The organism is Acidovorax sp. Leaf160, from assembly GCF_001424265.1.
Classification (GTDB): Bacteria; Pseudomonadota; Gammaproteobacteria; order Burkholderiales; family Burkholderiaceae_C; genus Paracidovorax.
In genome coordinates, this window is record NZ_LMOV01000012.1 from 460,409 (window position 1) to 475,819 (window position 15,411).

Annotated in this window: 15 protein-coding genes and 2 tRNA genes; 6 read left to right on the forward strand and 11 right to left on the reverse strand. The window is 66.4% G+C overall.

The window, feature by feature from the left end; genetic code table 11:
- The first annotated feature begins 90 nt into the window (after positions 1 to 90).
- The 5 genes from ASF94_RS08625 to ASF94_RS08645 all read left to right on the forward strand — a co-directional run bounded on the left by ASF94_RS08625 (position 91) and on the right by ASF94_RS08645 (position 7,077).
- The gene (locus tag ASF94_RS08625) at positions 91 to 2,646 is read left to right on the forward strand and encodes a PAS domain S-box protein (RefSeq protein WP_056664360.1); all 2,556 of its coding nucleotides are present in this window, start codon (positions 91 to 93) and stop codon (positions 2,644 to 2,646) included.
- Positions 2,643 to 3,269 carry a response regulator transcription factor gene (locus tag ASF94_RS08630; RefSeq protein WP_056664363.1) on the forward strand — a complete coding sequence of 209 codons (627 nt, stop codon included), beginning with the start codon at positions 2,643 to 2,645 and terminating at the stop codon, positions 3,267 to 3,269. Before ASF94_RS08625 ends, ASF94_RS08630 begins: the two co-directional genes overlap by 4 nt.
- Before the next feature lie 95 nt (positions 3,270 to 3,364).
- Positions 3,365 to 4,222: a bifunctional methylenetetrahydrofolate dehydrogenase/methenyltetrahydrofolate cyclohydrolase FolD gene (gene folD, locus ASF94_RS08635; RefSeq protein WP_056664366.1), complete on the forward strand. Its 858-nt coding sequence runs from the start codon at positions 3,365 to 3,367 to the stop codon at positions 4,220 to 4,222.
- A gap of 93 nt (positions 4,223 to 4,315) precedes the next feature.
- Positions 4,316 to 6,358: a M3 family metallopeptidase gene (locus ASF94_RS08640; protein WP_056664369.1), complete on the forward strand. Its 2,043-nt coding sequence runs from the start codon at positions 4,316 to 4,318 to the stop codon at positions 6,356 to 6,358.
- Positions 6,359 to 6,429: 71 nt separating this feature from the next.
- Positions 6,430 to 7,077, forward strand: a complete 648-nt coding sequence (locus ASF94_RS08645) for a DUF4124 domain-containing protein (protein WP_056664372.1) — start codon at positions 6,430 to 6,432, stop codon at positions 7,075 to 7,077.
- Positions 7,078 to 7,156: 79 nt separating this feature from the next.
- Here the strand turns inward: ASF94_RS08645 and rpiA are convergent, their stop codons facing one another.
- Positions 7,157 to 7,846 carry a ribose-5-phosphate isomerase RpiA gene (gene rpiA, locus ASF94_RS08650; protein WP_056664375.1) on the reverse strand — a complete coding sequence of 230 codons (690 nt, stop codon included), beginning with the start codon at positions 7,844 to 7,846 and terminating at the stop codon, positions 7,157 to 7,159.
- Positions 7,847 to 7,880: 34 nt separating this feature from the next.
- On the opposite strand from rpiA, the gene ASF94_RS08655 reads away from it, so the two are divergent.
- Complete coding sequence (locus ASF94_RS08655) at positions 7,881 to 8,960, forward strand: quinone-dependent dihydroorotate dehydrogenase (protein WP_056664378.1); 1,080 nt, start codon at positions 7,881 to 7,883, stop codon at positions 8,958 to 8,960.
- Positions 8,961 to 9,085: 125 nt separating this feature from the next.
- Here ASF94_RS08655 and ASF94_RS08660 read toward each other — a convergent pair whose 3' ends face one another.
- The 10 genes from ASF94_RS08660 to hscB all read right to left on the reverse strand — a co-directional run bounded on the left by ASF94_RS08660 (position 9,086) and on the right by hscB (position 15,398).
- Positions 9,086 to 9,400, reverse strand: a complete 315-nt coding sequence (locus ASF94_RS08660; protein ID WP_056664381.1) for a hypothetical protein — start codon at positions 9,398 to 9,400, stop codon at positions 9,086 to 9,088.
- Between the two features lie 2 nt (positions 9,401 to 9,402).
- On the reverse strand, positions 9,403 to 9,798 hold the full coding sequence (locus ASF94_RS08665) for a phage holin family protein (RefSeq protein ID WP_056664383.1): 396 nt from the start codon (positions 9,796 to 9,798) through the stop codon (positions 9,403 to 9,405).
- Between the two features lie 58 nt (positions 9,799 to 9,856).
- Positions 9,857 to 10,165, reverse strand: a complete 309-nt coding sequence (locus tag ASF94_RS08670; RefSeq protein WP_056664386.1) for a YqjD family protein — start codon at positions 10,163 to 10,165, stop codon at positions 9,857 to 9,859.
- Positions 10,166 to 10,312: 147 nt separating this feature from the next.
- The gene (locus tag ASF94_RS08675; protein ID WP_056664911.1) at positions 10,313 to 11,419 is read right to left on the reverse strand and encodes an NAD(P)/FAD-dependent oxidoreductase; all 1,107 of its coding nucleotides are present in this window, start codon (positions 11,417 to 11,419) and stop codon (positions 10,313 to 10,315) included.
- A gap of 116 nt (positions 11,420 to 11,535) precedes the next feature.
- Positions 11,536 to 11,610, reverse strand: a tRNA-Val gene (locus tag ASF94_RS08680).
- A 44-nt stretch (positions 11,611 to 11,654) separates the two neighbouring features.
- Positions 11,655 to 11,729, reverse strand: a tRNA-Val gene (locus ASF94_RS08685).
- 41 nt (positions 11,730 to 11,770) lie between these two features.
- Positions 11,771 to 12,484, reverse strand: a complete 714-nt coding sequence (gene dnaQ / locus ASF94_RS08690) for a DNA polymerase III subunit epsilon (protein WP_056664390.1) — start codon at positions 12,482 to 12,484, stop codon at positions 11,771 to 11,773.
- A complete protein-coding gene (fdx, locus tag ASF94_RS08695; protein WP_056664393.1) occupies positions 12,484 to 12,822 on the reverse strand; it encodes an ISC system 2Fe-2S type ferredoxin in 339 nt (112 codons plus the stop codon). The genes dnaQ and fdx overlap by 1 nt, the downstream gene beginning before the upstream one ends.
- Positions 12,823 to 12,879: 57 nt before the next feature.
- Positions 12,880 to 14,772 (reverse strand): Fe-S protein assembly chaperone HscA, encoded by a 1,893-nt coding sequence (gene hscA / locus ASF94_RS08700; protein ID WP_056664397.1) that lies wholly within the window; start codon positions 14,770 to 14,772, stop codon positions 12,880 to 12,882.
- A gap of 107 nt (positions 14,773 to 14,879) precedes the next feature.
- Entirely contained in the window at positions 14,880 to 15,398 is a 519-nt protein-coding gene (gene hscB / locus ASF94_RS08705) for a Fe-S protein assembly co-chaperone HscB (RefSeq protein ID WP_056664401.1), read from the reverse strand.
- Positions 15,399 to 15,411 lie beyond the last annotated feature (13 nt).

Below are 15,411 nucleotides of genomic sequence, written 5' to 3' on the forward strand. Positions count from 1 at the left end.
CACATATTTTCTTGTCGTGAAATTCGCCTTCGGCATGCCCAGCGTCGTCCCGGAAGAACGGCTGCGCGACACGCGACCTACACTCCCGGGATGGATCCCTCGGCCCTTCACGTCAGCCCCGTCGCCGCCATCAAAACCCCTGCCCGCTGGTGGCGCAAATGGTGGCGCAGCCTTTCGCCCACCCGGCAGGACCGCTATGCCGCCGTGGCGCCGCTTGCGGCGGTGATGATGTTCCTGGCGGCCATCGTCGCGGCTTTCTGGTATTTGCGCATGGAGGAGGTGGAACGCGAAAAGGAAGCCCTCAAGCGTGACGTGGAATATGCCCAGCAGCGCGTGCGGCTGCGGCTGTTGGAGCGGCAGGAGCAGATCATGCGCATCGCGCGCGACCTCTCCAACCAGGACATGGAACGCGCGGACTTCTCCGCGCGGGCGGAGGCGCTGATCAGCCAGTACCCGGAGCTGCAGGTCATCACCTGGGTGGACGAGCGCCGCCGCATCCGTGCCAGCCATTCGGCGCCCACCGTGCCCACCAGCCAGTTGCGCGTGGCCGGCGAGGTGCTGAAGACCGGCGACGCCGCCGACACCTTCAGCCTGGCCCGCGACCTCCAGCAGCCGGTGTATTCGCAGCCCGCCAGCGCCGACGGCGAAAGCGCCCCGTTGCTGCAGTTGCAGGTGCCCCTGGCCGTGCAGGGCAAATTCACCGGCGTCGTGATGAGCGAGTATTCGGTCGACAGCCTGCTGCGCTACGGCACCCCGACCGAGGTGCTGGCCCGGTACGCGGTCACCCTGCTGGACGGCAACAACAAGGTGCTTGCGGGCACGCCGCTGGCGCCGCGCAGCGCCGGCCTGCTGCCCTGGCCGACCCGCGCCAACGAATACGAGGTGCCGGTGTCGCCGGTGGGCAACGGGCTGGTGCTGCGCGCGCAGGCCTACCGCACGTCGCTGGGCCTGGTGGGCAGCGGGCTCTTCTGGCTGGTGGGCACGCTGAGCGCCATGACGGCCTGGCTGCTGATCGCCACCTGGCGCCACACCCGCCGCCGCATGCAGGCGCAGCAGGCGCTGGTGGCGGAAACCAACTTCCGGCGGGCGATGGAGAACTCCATCCTGACCGGCATGCGGGCTCTGGACATGCAGGGCCGCATCACCTACGTGAATGCCGCGTTCTGCCAGATGACCGGCTGGAGCGAAGCCGAACTGGTGGGCCAGCTGCCTCCCTATACCTACTGGCCCGAATCCGACCACGAGGCCCTCCGGGCCAAGCTGCGCGACGAAATGTCGGGCAAGCACTTCGCCGGGGGCTTCCAGGTGCGGGTCAAGCGCCGCAGCGGGACGCTCTTCGACGCGCGGCTCTACGTGTCGCCGCTGATCGACGCCCACGGCGTGCAGACCGGGTGGATGACGTCGATGACCGACATCACCGAGCCCAACCGCGTGCGCGAGCAGCTCTCCGCATCGCACGAGCGCTTCACCATCGTGCTGGAGTCGCTCGATGCCTCGGTGTCGGTGGCGCCGCTCGGCAGCGAGGAATTGCTCTTCGCCAACAAGCTCTACCGCCAGTGGTTCGGCTCGCAAACCGCAGGGCACCTGCAATTGGTGGCGCAGGCCGGCGTGCTGCCGGGCGCCGACCCGCACCACTCGTCGGGCATGGACGACGAGGACGGCCTGATGGGCCTGCCGACCGATCCGCTGACCACCGCCCGGTCGGAAAACGCCGAGATCTACCTGCCCGATCTCGGCAAATGGCTGGAGGTGCGCTCGCGCTACCTGAACTGGGTGGACGGCCGGCTGGCGCAGATGGTGATTGCCACCGACATCACCCCGCGCCGCCAGGCGGAGGAACAGGCCGCCCGCCAGGCGGAGCGGGCCCAGTCCGTCAGCCGGCTGATCACCATGGGCGAAATGGCATCCAGCGTGGCCCATGAACTGAACCAGCCGCTGACCGCCATCAGCAACTACTGCAGCGGCATGGTGTCGCGCATCCAGAACGGGCAGATCACCGAAGAGGCGCTCCTGTCGGCGCTGCAGAAGACGGCCCACCAGGCGCAGCGTGCCGGGCAGATCATCCAGCGCATCCGCGCCTTCGTGAAACGCAGCGAGCCCAACCGCGCGCTCGCCGACGTGCCGGGCATGGTGGGCGAAGCGGTGGAACTGGCCGATATCGAGCTGCGGCGGCACAACGTGCGGCTGTCGCACTACGTGGCGGCCCGCCTGCCCAAGGTGATGGCGGACACCATCCTGATCGAGCAGGTGCTGGTGAACCTGATGAAGAACGGTGCCGAGTCCATCGCCCACGCCCAGCGCCCGCCTTCGCGCCGCAGCGTGGAGCTGCGCGTGGTCCCGCGCAACGTGGAAGGCCGGGACGTGATCGAGTTCTCCGTGCAGGACACGGGCAAGGGCCTGGCCCCGGAGGTGCTCGAACACCTGTTCGAAGCGTTCTATTCGACCAAGCAGGAAGGCATGGGCATGGGGCTCAACCTCTGCCGGAGCATCGTCGAGTCGCACCAGGGCCGGATGCAGGCGGAGAACATCTACAATGGGACGGATATCGCCGGCTGCCGGTTCTCCTTCTGGCTACCTCTCGCCCAGCCTGCGGATGCCACTACGAATTCAATAGCAAACACGCCCAACCCAAGGACGACTGCATGAGCTTGATTCCGAAAAAAGGCACGGTCTACGTCGTTGACGACGACGAGGCCGTCCGCGACTCCCTGCAATGGCTGCTGGAAGGCAAGGACTATCGCGTACGCTGCTTTGATTCGGCCGAATCGTTTCTGTCGCGCTACGACCCGCGCGAAGTGGCCTGCCTCATCGTGGACATCCGCATGGGCGGCATGACCGGGCTCGAACTGCAGGACCGCCTGCTGGAGCGCAAGTCGCCGCTGCCCGTCGTCTTCATCACCGGCCACGGCGATGTGCCGATGGCGGTGAACACCATGAAGAAGGGTGCGCTCGACTTCATCCAGAAGCCGTTCAACGAGGAAGAACTCGTCGGTCTGGTCGAACGCATGCTCGAACATGCTCGCGAAGCCTTCGCCGGCTACCAGCAGGCCGCAAGCCGCGACGCCCTGCTCTCCAAGCTCACCAGCCGCGAAGCGCAGGTGCTCGAGCGCATCGTCGCCGGCCGCCTGAACAAGCAGATCGCCGACGACCTGGGCATCAGCATCAAGACGGTCGAGGCGCACCGCGCCAACATCATGGAAAAGCTCGGTGCCAATACCGTGGCCGACCTGCTGAAGATCGCCCTGGGGCAGAACGCACCGAAGGCTTGACGCGTCGAGCCTTCCCTTGCTCACTTTCCGATAGCTGTCAGCGCTTATACACCGGGCGCTAGACAGCTTTTTTACTTGTAAATTCCATTCCTACGATGACTGCCCAACTGATCGATGGCAACGCCCTTTCCCGCCAACTGCGCACCGACGTGGCCCAGCGTGCCGCTGCCTTGAAGGCGCGGGGCGTCACCCCCGGCCTGGCCGTGGTGCTGGTGGGCGACAACGCCGCCAGCCAGGTGTATGTGCGCAACAAGGTCAAGGCCTGCGAAGACAGCGGCCTGCATTCGGTGCTGGAGAAGTACGACGCGGGCATGACCGAAGCCGAACTGCTGGCGCGGGTGGAGGCGCTGAACAACGATCCGGCGATCCACGGCATCCTCGTGCAGCTGCCGCTGCCCGCGCACATCGACGCCCAGAAAGTGATCGAGGCCATCTCGCCTGCCAAGGACGTGGACGGTTTCCACATCGCCAGCGCCGGCGCGCTCATGACGGGCTCGGCGGGCTTCTGGCCCTGCACGCCTTACGGCTGCATGAAGATGCTCGAATCCATCGGCTACGACCTGCGCGGCAAGCATGCGGTGGTGATCGGCCGCAGCAACATCGTGGGCAAGCCCATGGCGCTGATGCTGCTGGGGCAGGACGCGACCGTCACGGTGTGCCATTCCCGCACGGCGGACCTGAAGGCGCAGACCCTGCAGGCCGACGTCATCGTCGCCGCCGTGGGCCGGCAGAACGTGCTGACGGCCGACATGGTCAAGCCCGGCGCGGTCGTGATCGACGTGGGAATGAACCGCAACGCAGAAGGCAAGCTCTGCGGCGACGTGGACTTCGCCGGCGTCAAGGAAGTCGCTGGATGGATCACGCCGGTGCCCGGCGGCGTGGGCCCCATGACCATCACGATGCTGCTGGTGAACACGCTGGAGGCGGCCGAGCGCGCAGCCACGGGCGCCTGACCGCGCGCCGCCGCGGCTTGGCGGATCGCCGTCATTGCAAGGTTCTATCGTTCCCTCATTGAAACCGGACAGCCCGGCCGCAAAATGATTCGCATGAGCAACCCCCTTCTCGAATTCACCGACCTCCCCCTTTTCGACCGTATCGCACCGTCCGACGTGGCGCCTGCCATGGACGTGCTGCTCGCCCGGGCCAAGACCGCGCTGGAGACAGTCACTGCGCCGGCCTTCCCGGCGCAGTGGGACGCCATCTCGCGCGTGCTCGACGTGGCGACCGAGGAGTTGGGCCGCTCGTGGGGTGCCGTGAGCCATCTCAACAGCGTGGCCGACACGCCGGAACTGCGCGCCGCGTACAACGAAGCGCTGCCCCGCGTGACCGAGTTCTGGACGCGCCTCGGTGCGGACGAGCGCCTCTATGCCAAGTACAAGGCGATCGACCCGGCGGCCCTCAGCGCCGAGCAACGCAGGGCCTGGGACAACGCGATCCGCAACTTCGTGCTGTCGGGCGCCGAACTGCAGGGCGGAGCCAAGGAGCGTTTCGCGCAGATCCAGGAACGCCAGGCCGAGCTGAGCCAGAAGTTCAGTGAAAACGCCCTGGACGCGACCGACGCCTTCGTCTACTACGCCAAGGCAGAGGAGCTGGATGGCGTGCCGGCCGACGTGCAGCAGGCAGCACGCGCGGCGGCCCAGGCCGAGGGCAAGGACGGCTTCAAGCTCACGCTGAAGATGCCCTGCTACCTGCCGGTCATGCAGTTCGCCCGCAGCAGCGCGCTGCGCGAGACCCTCTACCGCGCCTATGTGACCCGCGCTTCCGACCAGGCCGGCGGTGACGCGACGCGCTTCGACAACGGTGCGCTCATCCGAGAGATTCTGGCGCTGCGCAAGGAAGAGGCGCAGTTGCTGGGCTACGCCAACTTCGGTGAGGTCTCCGTCGTGCCGAAGATGGCCGATTCGCCTGCGCAGGTGGTCAGCTTCCTGCGCGACCTGGCCGTGCGCGCCCGTCCCTACGCCGAGAAAGACGTGGCCGACCTGCGCGCCTTCGCCGCCGATCATCTGGGCCTCACCGCGCCTCAGGCCTGGGACTGGCCTTACGTGTCGGAGAAGCTCAAGGAAGCGCGCTATGCCTTCAGCGAGCAGGAGGTGAAGGAATACTTCACGGCGCCGAAGGTGCTGGCGGGGCTCTTCAAGATCATCGAAACCCTGTTTGACGTCGCCATCCGTCGTGATGCCGCGCCTGTCTGGAATCCTGCGGTCGAATTCTTCCGCATCGAGCGCGATGGCCAATTGGTGGGGCAGTTCTATCTGGACCAGCCCGCGCGGGTCGGCAAGCGGGGCGGCGCCTGGATGGACGACGTGCGTGCCCGCTGGCTGCGACCCGACACGGGCGCACTGCAGACGCCGGTCGCCCATCTGGTCTGCAACTTTGCCGAAGGTGTCGACGGCAAGCCGCCGCTGCTGACGCACGACGACGTCATCACGCTGTTCCATGAATTCGGCCACGGCCTGCACCACATGCTGACCCGCGTCAACGAGCGCGACGTGTCCGGCATCAGCGGCGTGGAATGGGATGCGGTCGAACTGCCCAGCCAGTTCATGGAGAACTTCTGCTGGGAATGGGACGTGCTCAAGCACATGACTGCCCATGTGGAAACGGGCGAGCCCTTGCCGCGCGCGCTGTTCGACAAGATGATTGCCGCGAAGAACTTCCAGAGCGGCATGGCCACCCTGCGGCAGATCGAATTCTCGCTGTTCGACATGCTGCTGCATACCGACCACGACCCGGCCGCGGACTTTATGCCGCTGCTGGAGCAGGTGCGCGCCGAAATCGCCGTGCTGCAGCCGCCGGCCTTCAGCCGCACCGCCCATACCTTCAGCCACATTTTTGCCGGCGGGTACGCGGCCGGTTACTACAGCTACAAGTGGGCTGAAGTGCTGAGCGCCGACGCCTATGCCGCCTTCGAGGAATCGGCCGGCGCCGACGGGCTCCCCGACCCGGCGGTGGGCCGTCGGTACCGGGAAGCGATTCTGGAGGCGGGCGGAAGCCGGCCTGCGATGGAATCCTTCAAGGCCTTCCGGGGGCGCGAGCCTCAGCTGGACGCACTGCTGCGCCACCAGGGCATGAGCTCCCCTGCCGCCTGAGCCCCCGCGCCCTTTGCATCTGCCGAAGCCGACCGACGCAGTACCCGACAGCCCACAGGGAGAATCCAAGCATGAACACAGCCATTGCCCCGGCCCTTGCCGTTTCGTTCGCTGCGCTGGCCCTGATCGGTGCGCCGGTGCAGGCGCAGCAGGTCTACAAGTCCGTGGGGCCCGACGGGCGGGTGACTTTCTCCGATCGCTCGCCGGTGGATTCCCTTGCCCCACCCACCGGCGCACGCACCACGACGTCGGTCAGTGGAGGCCCGGCCCTCCCCTACGAGCTGCGTCAGGTGGCTGCGCGTTTTCCGGTCACGCTCTACACCGGCGGCGACTGCGCGCCCTGCGCCAGCGCACGGAATCTGCTGGTCGCCCGGGGCGTGCCGTTCACGGAACGCACGGTCAACACTAACGAGGACATCGACGCGCTCAAGCGCCTGAGCGGTGCCACCAGCCTGCCCTTCGGAACGATCGGAGGCCAGCAGCTCAGCGGTTTCTCGGACGTGGAATGGACTCAGTACCTGGATGCGGCGGGGTACCCCAAGCAGTCTGCGCTGCCCGCCGGGTACCGCCAGCCCGTTGCCGCACCGCTGGTGGTCGTGCAGCCGACCGCACCCGCGCCCCGGGCTGACGTGGGCGCCGCGCCGCGCGCACGCGCGGCATCACGCCCGGCCTCGCCGCCCGCCAACCGGGCCAGCAACCCGGCCGGTATCGTGTTCTGACGCGTCCGCCCGCAACCGGCTGCAAAGGCTCCCGCAGCCTGGTCCGCATGCGAACCCTGCGGCGAAGGGCCCTGCGGGATCAGAACTTCAAAGTTTCCACACCCTGAGCGGTGCCCAGCAGGCAGATGTGGGCCCGCTGGTGCGCGAAGACGCCGACGGTGACGACACCGGGCCACTGGTTCACTGCGGTTTCGAACGCGAGCGGATCCTTGATCGCCAGGCCCTTCACGTCCAGGATGTGCTGGCCGTTGTCGGTCACCAACGGGGCGCCGCCCTGCATGCGCAGGCTCACCTCGCCACCCTGCGCCTGAAACCGCCGTTGGATGTGCTCGGCGGCCATCGGGATGACCTCCACCGGCAGCGGGAAAGCGCCCAGCACGTCCACGCGCTTGGAGGCATCGGCGATGCACACGAACCGCGTTGCCAGCGCCGCCACGATCTTCTCGCGAGTGAGCGCTGCGCCGCCGCCCTTGATCATGTAGCCGCTGCGGTCGATCTCGTCGGCACCGTCGATGTACACCGCAAGCGAAGTCACTTCATTCGCATCGAACACCGGAATGCCGAGCTGCTTCAAGCGCTCGGTGCTGGCTACCGAACTGGATACGGCGCCCTTGATCTGGTCCTTCATCGTGGCGAGCGCGTCGATGAATTTGTTGACCGTGGAGCCGGTGCCCACCCCCACGATCTCGCCAGGAACCACGTATTGCAGCGCGGCTTGGCCCACCAGGGTCTTGAGTTCGTCTTGCGTGAGAGAGGCAGGTGTCGTCATGGGAGAGAATCGGAGTGAATCCCGGATTATCTCCATGCCGCTCATTCCCTATTCGATCGCCCGCCCCTTTCTTTTCAGCCTCGACGCGGAGGCCGCCCACGACCTGACCATGGACATGCTGGCACGCGGCCAGCGCACGCCGCTGCAGCATGCGTGGAGCGGGCCGCTGATCCAGGATCCGATCGAGCTGGCTGGCCTCACGTTTCCGAACCGGGTGGGCATGGCGGCAGGTCTCGACAAGAACGCCCGCTGCATCGACGGGCTGGCTGCGATGGGTTTCGGTTTCGTCGAAGTGGGCACCGTGACACCCAAGGCGCAGCCGGGCAACCCCAAGCCGCGCATGTTCCGCCTGCCCGAGGCGCGCGGGCTGATCAACCGCCTGGGGTTCAACAACGAAGGGCTGGACGCATTCGTCCGCAACGTGCAAAAGGCCCGCTTTCGCGACAGCGCAGGCGCGAATCCCATGCTGCTCGGGCTCAACATCGGCAAGAACGCCACCACGCCGATAGAGAACGCCACCAGCGACTACCTGACCTGCCTGGATGGCGTGTACCCCTACGCCGATTACGTGACGGTGAACATCAGCTCACCCAATACGCAGAACCTGCGCGCGCTGCAGAGCGACGAGGCGCTGGATGGCCTGCTGGGCGCCATTGCCGAACGCCGTGAGCAGCTGTCGAGCAGCCACCGCGGCCCGGGCGGTGCCGCCAGGCGGGTGCCCGTGTTCGTGAAGATCGCGCCGGACCTGGACGAAGCGCAGGTGGAGGTGATTGCCGCCACCCTCCGGCGCCACGGCATGGACGGCGTCATCGCCACCAACACGACCATCGCGCGGGATGCCGTGCAGGGCCTGAAACACGGCGCCGAGACGGGGGGCTTGAGCGGCGCGCCGGTACTCGCGGCGAGCAACCGGGTCATCTCGCAGTTGCGCGGCTCGCTGGGGCCTGCGTTCCCGATCATCGGCGTGGGGGGCATCCTGAGCGCCGACGATGCGGTCAGCAAGATTCGCGCGGGCGCCGACGTGGTGCAGATCTACACCGGTCTCATCTACCAAGGCCCGGGCTTGGTGGGCGAGTGCGCGCGGGCTATCCGCGATCTGCGGTCGAAGCGTTGAAACCCCGAAGCGCTGGAGCGCTGAAGCGGTGCACTAAAAACAAAAAGGGCTGAACAGCCCTTTTTTGTTGGATGGAGAGCGCAGCGCCGGCAGCCGGCGACGCGCACAGGATCGGCTTCGCTGACCTATCGCCGCAACCGGCTCACCAGCGGCATCACCACTCCGGCCCACCGCACCAGGCGCGACGGTCCTGCGACCATCGCCACGGCTGCGGCAGCGGCAACCGCCATCGGATGCATGCGGGCAAAAGCCAGCAGCCGCACGGGCAGCGGCGCGTCGGGGTCGATCGCCTGGTTCTCTTCCCGCAATGCAACAACCTGTCGGTAGGCCGCACTGCGGGCGTGGATGCGCTCGCGCTGCTGCGCTATACGCTCCAGAATCTTTTGCTGCTCCGCACTCGGGGCGGGCACGTTGTCTGGAAGATCTACGGGCTTGGGCATGTTCACAGCCGCTCCTTGATGGCGCGCCAGTCCTGCGCCAGTTCGCGCCGCGTCAGAGCGAATGCATTGCCGGCCTTCTTGCCGACCGAAATGATCGCGGCCAACACGATGCCCCAGACCAGCAGCCAGCCGCCAGCGACCAGCCACGCCACCATGGCCCGCTTCGGGGAATCCCAGAATTGGACAATGATGGCGAGGGACAACAGGGTGAGCGCCACGATGGTGATGCCCAACAGCGCCACCGCAAAAACGGCCATCATGCCGACCAGGCGTTTCTCGTCGGCCCACTCCAGGCGCGCCAACTCGATGCGGTCTTCGGCAGCGATGGCCCCTTCGATGATGTTGGCGCGCCACCGCGAAATCCAGCCTTCGATTCCCAGAAGGGAGATCCAGTTCATGCGGTGGGCTCCTGATTCATCGTGTGGCGCTTTCTAAAGTCGTTGCGCAATCTTGCGATCAACGGCGAGCCAGCAGAAAGCCCACCAGTGCGCCCGCAGCCAGTGCAGCGCTGGCAACGCGCCAGGGTTCGTCGTGCGCGTAGCGGTCTGCAGCCCGCGCGGCTTCCTTGGCCTGGTACGAAGCGTCCTGCGCGACGCGCACGGCGGAATCACGGACCGAGTGGATGCCGTCGTCCAGGCGCTGGCGCAGGGCCTTGATTTCGGGCACGCTGTCCAGATCCTTGCTCGAAAGCAGACCCTTCAGGTCGTTGACGAGCTTGTCCAGTTCACGTTGAGCGTTCGAGACGGTTGCGGAAGCAGAAGACATAAACAAACCCTTTCTTTTAGTAGGCGCCAACGGTAACCCGCCACCGGGCCGGGCCCTGTAGGCGGAGGTCCTATCTTAGCCACGGGAGACCTTCATCACGCCTTCAGCCGCGCGGCCTGGGGAATGTTCACAAGGCGCTTCGGGTGCTCATGCTGAGGCCGGCACTCCATCTGCGACCAGCGCTCCCAACGCAAGCGCGCTCGTCAGGCCAGGGGACTCGATGCCAAACAGATTGATCAGTCCCTTCACTCCATGCACCTCCGGTCCCTGGACCACGAAATCAGCCGCCGGCTCGGCCGGGCCATGGATTTTGGGCCGCATTCCGGCGTAGCCCGGTGTCAGTGCGCCGTCTCGCAACGCGGGCCAGTACTTGCGCACCTCGGCGTAGAAGCTGTCGCCCCGCGCGGGGTTCACGACGAGGTCGGTGGGGTCGTCGACCCATTCCACGTCCGGGCCGAACTTCGCCTGGCCACCCATGTCGAGCGTCAGGTGCACGCCGAGCCCGGCCGCCTCCGGCACCGGGTAGATGAGCCGCGAGAACGGCGCGGCTCCGGACAGCATGAAGTAGTTGCCCTTGGCGTAGCGCGGCGTCGGCACGTGGCGAGGGTCGAGCCCCAGGCACTCGCGCGCCAGTTGGGGCGCCGCGAGGCCGGCGGAATTGACCACCAGCCCTGCCAGTAACTCAGTGCCGTCCTGCGTCTCCACCACGATGCCGCCGTCCGCCACCCGCATCGACCGGACGGGCGAATGCAGGGCCACCATGCCTCCAGCGTGTTCCAGATCACCCTGGAGCGACAGCATGAACGCATGGCTGTCGATGATCCCTGTGCTGGGGGACAACAACGCGGCGCTGCAATGCAGGGCCGGTTCCAGCGCGCGGGCCTGCTCGCCGTCGAGCCACTGCAGATCCGTCACGCCGTTGGCGGCGGCATGCTGCTGTACACGGCGCAAGGCGCCCGATTGATCTTCCGAGGTGGCCACCACCAGCTTGCCGCAGCGGCGGTGCGCGACATGCCGTTCTTCGCAATACGCATAGAGCTGCTGTCTGCCTTGCACGCACAGCTGCGCTTTCAACGAGCCTGCGGGGTAATAAAGCCCCGCATGAATGACTTCGCTGTTGCGCGAACTCGTGCCGGTCCCGATGGCGCCGGCTGCTTCGAGCACGAGCACTTCCCGCCCGCGCAGCGCCAGGGCCCGCGCCACCGCCAGCCCCACCACCCCCGCGCCCATCACAACGACATCACAACGTTCCATCTGCTCCATCTCCGAAGGGTTGAGCAGGCATTGTCGCTGCGGCCATCACCACGATGCAGCAGAGGCCGAAAAGCAAAAAAGCCCTTGCAGGCAGAACCTGCAAGGGCTTTGATATCTGGTGGGTGATGCAGGGTTTGAACCTGCGACCCCTGCCGTGTGAAGGCAGTGCTCTACCGCTGAGCTAATCACCCGAAAACTGAACGCTGACCTGAAAACCAGCCAGCGTTGTGAAAACTGGTGGGTGATGCAGGGTTTGAACCTGCGACCCCTGCCGTGTGAAGGCAGTGCTCTACCGCTGAGCTAATCACCCGATTTGTCTTGCTGACAAGCCCATGATTATGGCACAGCTTTTCACACCGCCGATTCAGCTTTCCAGATTGTTTTTCCGCCGCTCGCCTTGTCGATCTGCGCGAGCGTGGCTTGGTGCTCGGCCAGTTCCTCGTCACTGGCGCGCAGCACCTGCAGCACGATACGGCTGAGGTCGATGGCCGGGATCGCCACACCCCCCTCGTCGGACTGCGATTCGTCGGCGATCAGCAGCGCGTCCTGCCCGCGCGTCAGGTTGATGTAGACATCGGCCAGCAGCTCGGCGTCGAGCAAGGCGCCGTGCAGCGTACGGCCAGAGTTGTCCACGCCCAGGCGGTCGCACAGCGCGTCGAGCGAGTTGCGCTTGCCCGGGTACATCTCCTTGGCCATCGCGAGCGTGTCGGTCACGCTGCTGACAAAGCTGCGGAACGGCGGCTGGCCCACCAGCTCGAGTTCCTTGTTCAGAAAGCCGACGTCGAAGGCCGCGTTGTGGATGATGATCTCGGCGCCCTGCAGGTACTGCAGGATGTCGTTCACCACATCAGCGAACTTCGGCTTGTCGCGCAGGAATTCGTTGCTGATGCCGTGCACCTTCAGCGCGTCTTCATGGCTGTCCCGTCCGGGATTGAAATACAGGTGCAGGTTGTTGCCAGTGAGCTTGCGGTTGAGCAGTTCCACGCAGCCCAGTTCGATGATGCGGTCGCCGCCCTCGGCTGACAGGCCGGTGGTTTCCGTATCCAGAACGATCTGGCGCGACATCAGTGGTTTTCCTTGGCGTGGTTGATGGTGTATTTCGGAATTTCCACCGTCACGTCGGTCTGCGCCAGGATGGCCTGGCACGAGAGACGGGACTGCGGCTCCAGGCCCCAGGCCCGGTCCAGCAGGTCTTCCTCTTCCTCTTCCGCTTCGTTGAGCGATGCAAGCCCTTCGCGCACGATCACGTGGCAGGTCGTGCAGGCGCAGCTCATGTCGCAGGCGTGCTCGATCTTGATGCCGTTGTCCAGCAGCGCTTCGCAGATCGAAGTGCCTGCGGGTGCAGAAATCTCGGTGCCGGAAGGGCAGTACTCGGCGTGGGGAAGGATCTTGATGACGGGCATGGGTCGAAAGTGGGGGCGTTGTAGGTGGGGAATGCGCGTGCCGGTTGCCGGCGCCGTTCAGAAGCTCTGCACGTTCTTGCCGGCGAGGGCCTCGCGAATGCCGCGATTCATGCGCTGGGCCGCGAAGCTCTCCGTGCCCTTGGCCAGGGCCTGGGTCGCTGCTTCCAGGGCGGCTGCGTCGTCGGACGTGGCATGCAGCGACCGCAGACTCTGCACAAGCGCGTCGATGCTGGCGCGCTCGTCCGCCATCAGCACGTCTCCGTCGGCCGCGAGAGCCGTGTCGGTGGCCATCAGCATCCGCTCAGCATCCACCCGCGCTTCCACCAGCGCGCGGCTGCGCATGTCCTGCTGCGCGGTCGCGAAGCCGTCCTGCAGCATGCGGGCGATATGGTCGTCCGACAGGCCGTAGCTCGGCTTGACGTCGATGCGGGCCTGCACACCGCTCGTCTGCTCCTTGGCTTCCACGCTCAGCAGCCCGTCTGCATCCACCGTGAAGGTCACCCGGATGCGCGCCGCGCCGGCGGCCATGGGGGGAATGCCGCGCAGCTCGAAGCGCGCCAAGCTGCGGCAATCGGCCACCAGATCGCGTTCGCCCTGGACGACGTGCACGGCCAGGGCGGTCTGGCCATCCTTGAAGGTGGTGAAGTCCTGCGCCTTGGCCGTGGGAATGGTTTCGTTGCGCCCCACAATGCGCTCGACCAGGCCGCCCATAGTCTCGATGCCCAGCGACAGCGGAATCACATCCAGCAGCAACAGGTCGCCGTCGGCATTGTTTCCGGCCAGCTGGTTGGCCTGAATGGCAGCTCCCAGCGCGACGACTTCGTCGGGGTTGAGATTCGTCAGCGGCTCGCGGCCGAAAAACTCCGCCACCGCATGCCGGATCTGGGGCATGCGGGTCGAACCGCCCACTAGAACCACGCCCTGCACGTCCTCTCGCTGCAGCTGCGCATCGCGCAACGCCCGGCGCACCGCGCCCATGGATCGGGCAGTGAGCGCCGCCGTGGCAGCGTTGAAGTCATCGCGGCTCACGCCAAAATCGACGCTGGCGCCTGCGATATCTGCGATGAATGCTGCAGTTTCGGTAGCGGTCAACGCCTCCTTGCAGCGGCGGGCCGCCATGCGCGCGCTGGCTTTGTCCTGGGGCGTGAGCGTCTGGATACCCACTTGCGCGAGTACCCAGTCCGCCAGCGCAGCGTCGTAGTCGTCACCGCCCAGGGCGGAATCCCCGCCCGTGGCGATCACTTCGAACACACCCTGCGTCAGCCGCAGGATGGAGATGTCGAACGTGCCACCACCCAGGTCGTAGATCGCGTAGACCCCTTCCGACGCGTTGTCGAGCCCGTAGGCGATCGCTGCGGCGGTGGGTTCGTTGATCAGGCGCAGCAGGTTCAACCCCGCCAGGCGGGCCGCGTCCTTGGTGGCCTGGCGCTGCGCGTCGTCGAAATAGGCCGGCACGGTGATGACGGCACCGTACAAATCGTCGTTGAAGGTGTCTTCCGCACGGTAGCGCAGCGTGGCCAGGATCTCCGCGCTCACTTCCACCGGCGACTTGGTGCCGCCTGCCGTGGCCAGGGCCACCATGCCCCCGCTCGCAGGTTGTGCAGCGCCTTCCTGCGACATGCCGTCCACGAGGGTATAGGGCAGCTGGTCGCGTCCCGCGATGTCCTGCAGACCCCGGCCCATGAAGCGCTTGACGGACGCGATGGTGTTCACCGGATCCTGGGCTTGCGCGGCCAGGGCGTCCGCGCCGATCTGCCGCTTGCCGTTCTCGAGATAACGCACCACGGAGGGCAGCAGCACGCGGCCTGCGTCGTCCGGCAGGCATTCGGCGACGCCATTGCGTACCGAGGCCACCAGCGAGTGGGTGGTGCCCAGGTCGATGCCGACGGCGATGCGCCGTTGGTGCGGGTCAGGGGATTGGCCGGGTTCGGAGATCTGCAGCAGCGCCATGGAATCTTTGGGTAATGGAGTAAGCAAGCCGCCCGCAGCGGGCGGCCGTTCGAACGGCGGGTGCGGGGGGTGCCCGGCCCGCCACGCTCGCGCCGAGAGCGGAGGCGCTATTGTCCCAGCGCGTCCCGCCGGGCTTCAACGTCCTGGGCAAAACGCTCGATGAACATGAGGCCTCTCACCTCGTGCGAAGCCGCCGGGAAATCGGCCTGCGCGTCGATCAGCCGTTCGATGCGCGCCAGCGCAGCCACGCGCGCAGCTTGCACTTCGTCGGCCAGCGCCTGGAGCGCGGCGTCGCTCTGCGCATCATCGAGCGACTCCCGCCATTCCATCTGCTGCATCAAGAAAGCAGCCGGCATGGCGGTGTTGTCCTCGGCGCGGATCGGCGCGCCGTGCAGCTCGCACAGATAGGACGCCCGGCGCAGCGGGTCTTTCAGGCGCTGGTACGCCTCGTTGATGCGGACCGACCATTGCATCGCCACCCTCTGCGCAGCGCCGGCCTGCCCCGCGAACCGGTCGGGATGGGCTTCGCGCTGCAGCGCCTTCCACCGCGCATCCAGCGCGGCACGATCCTGGGCGAACCGGCGCGGTACGTCGAACAGTTCGAAGTCGTCGGATTGAAGATTCATGGCATCAAGAAAA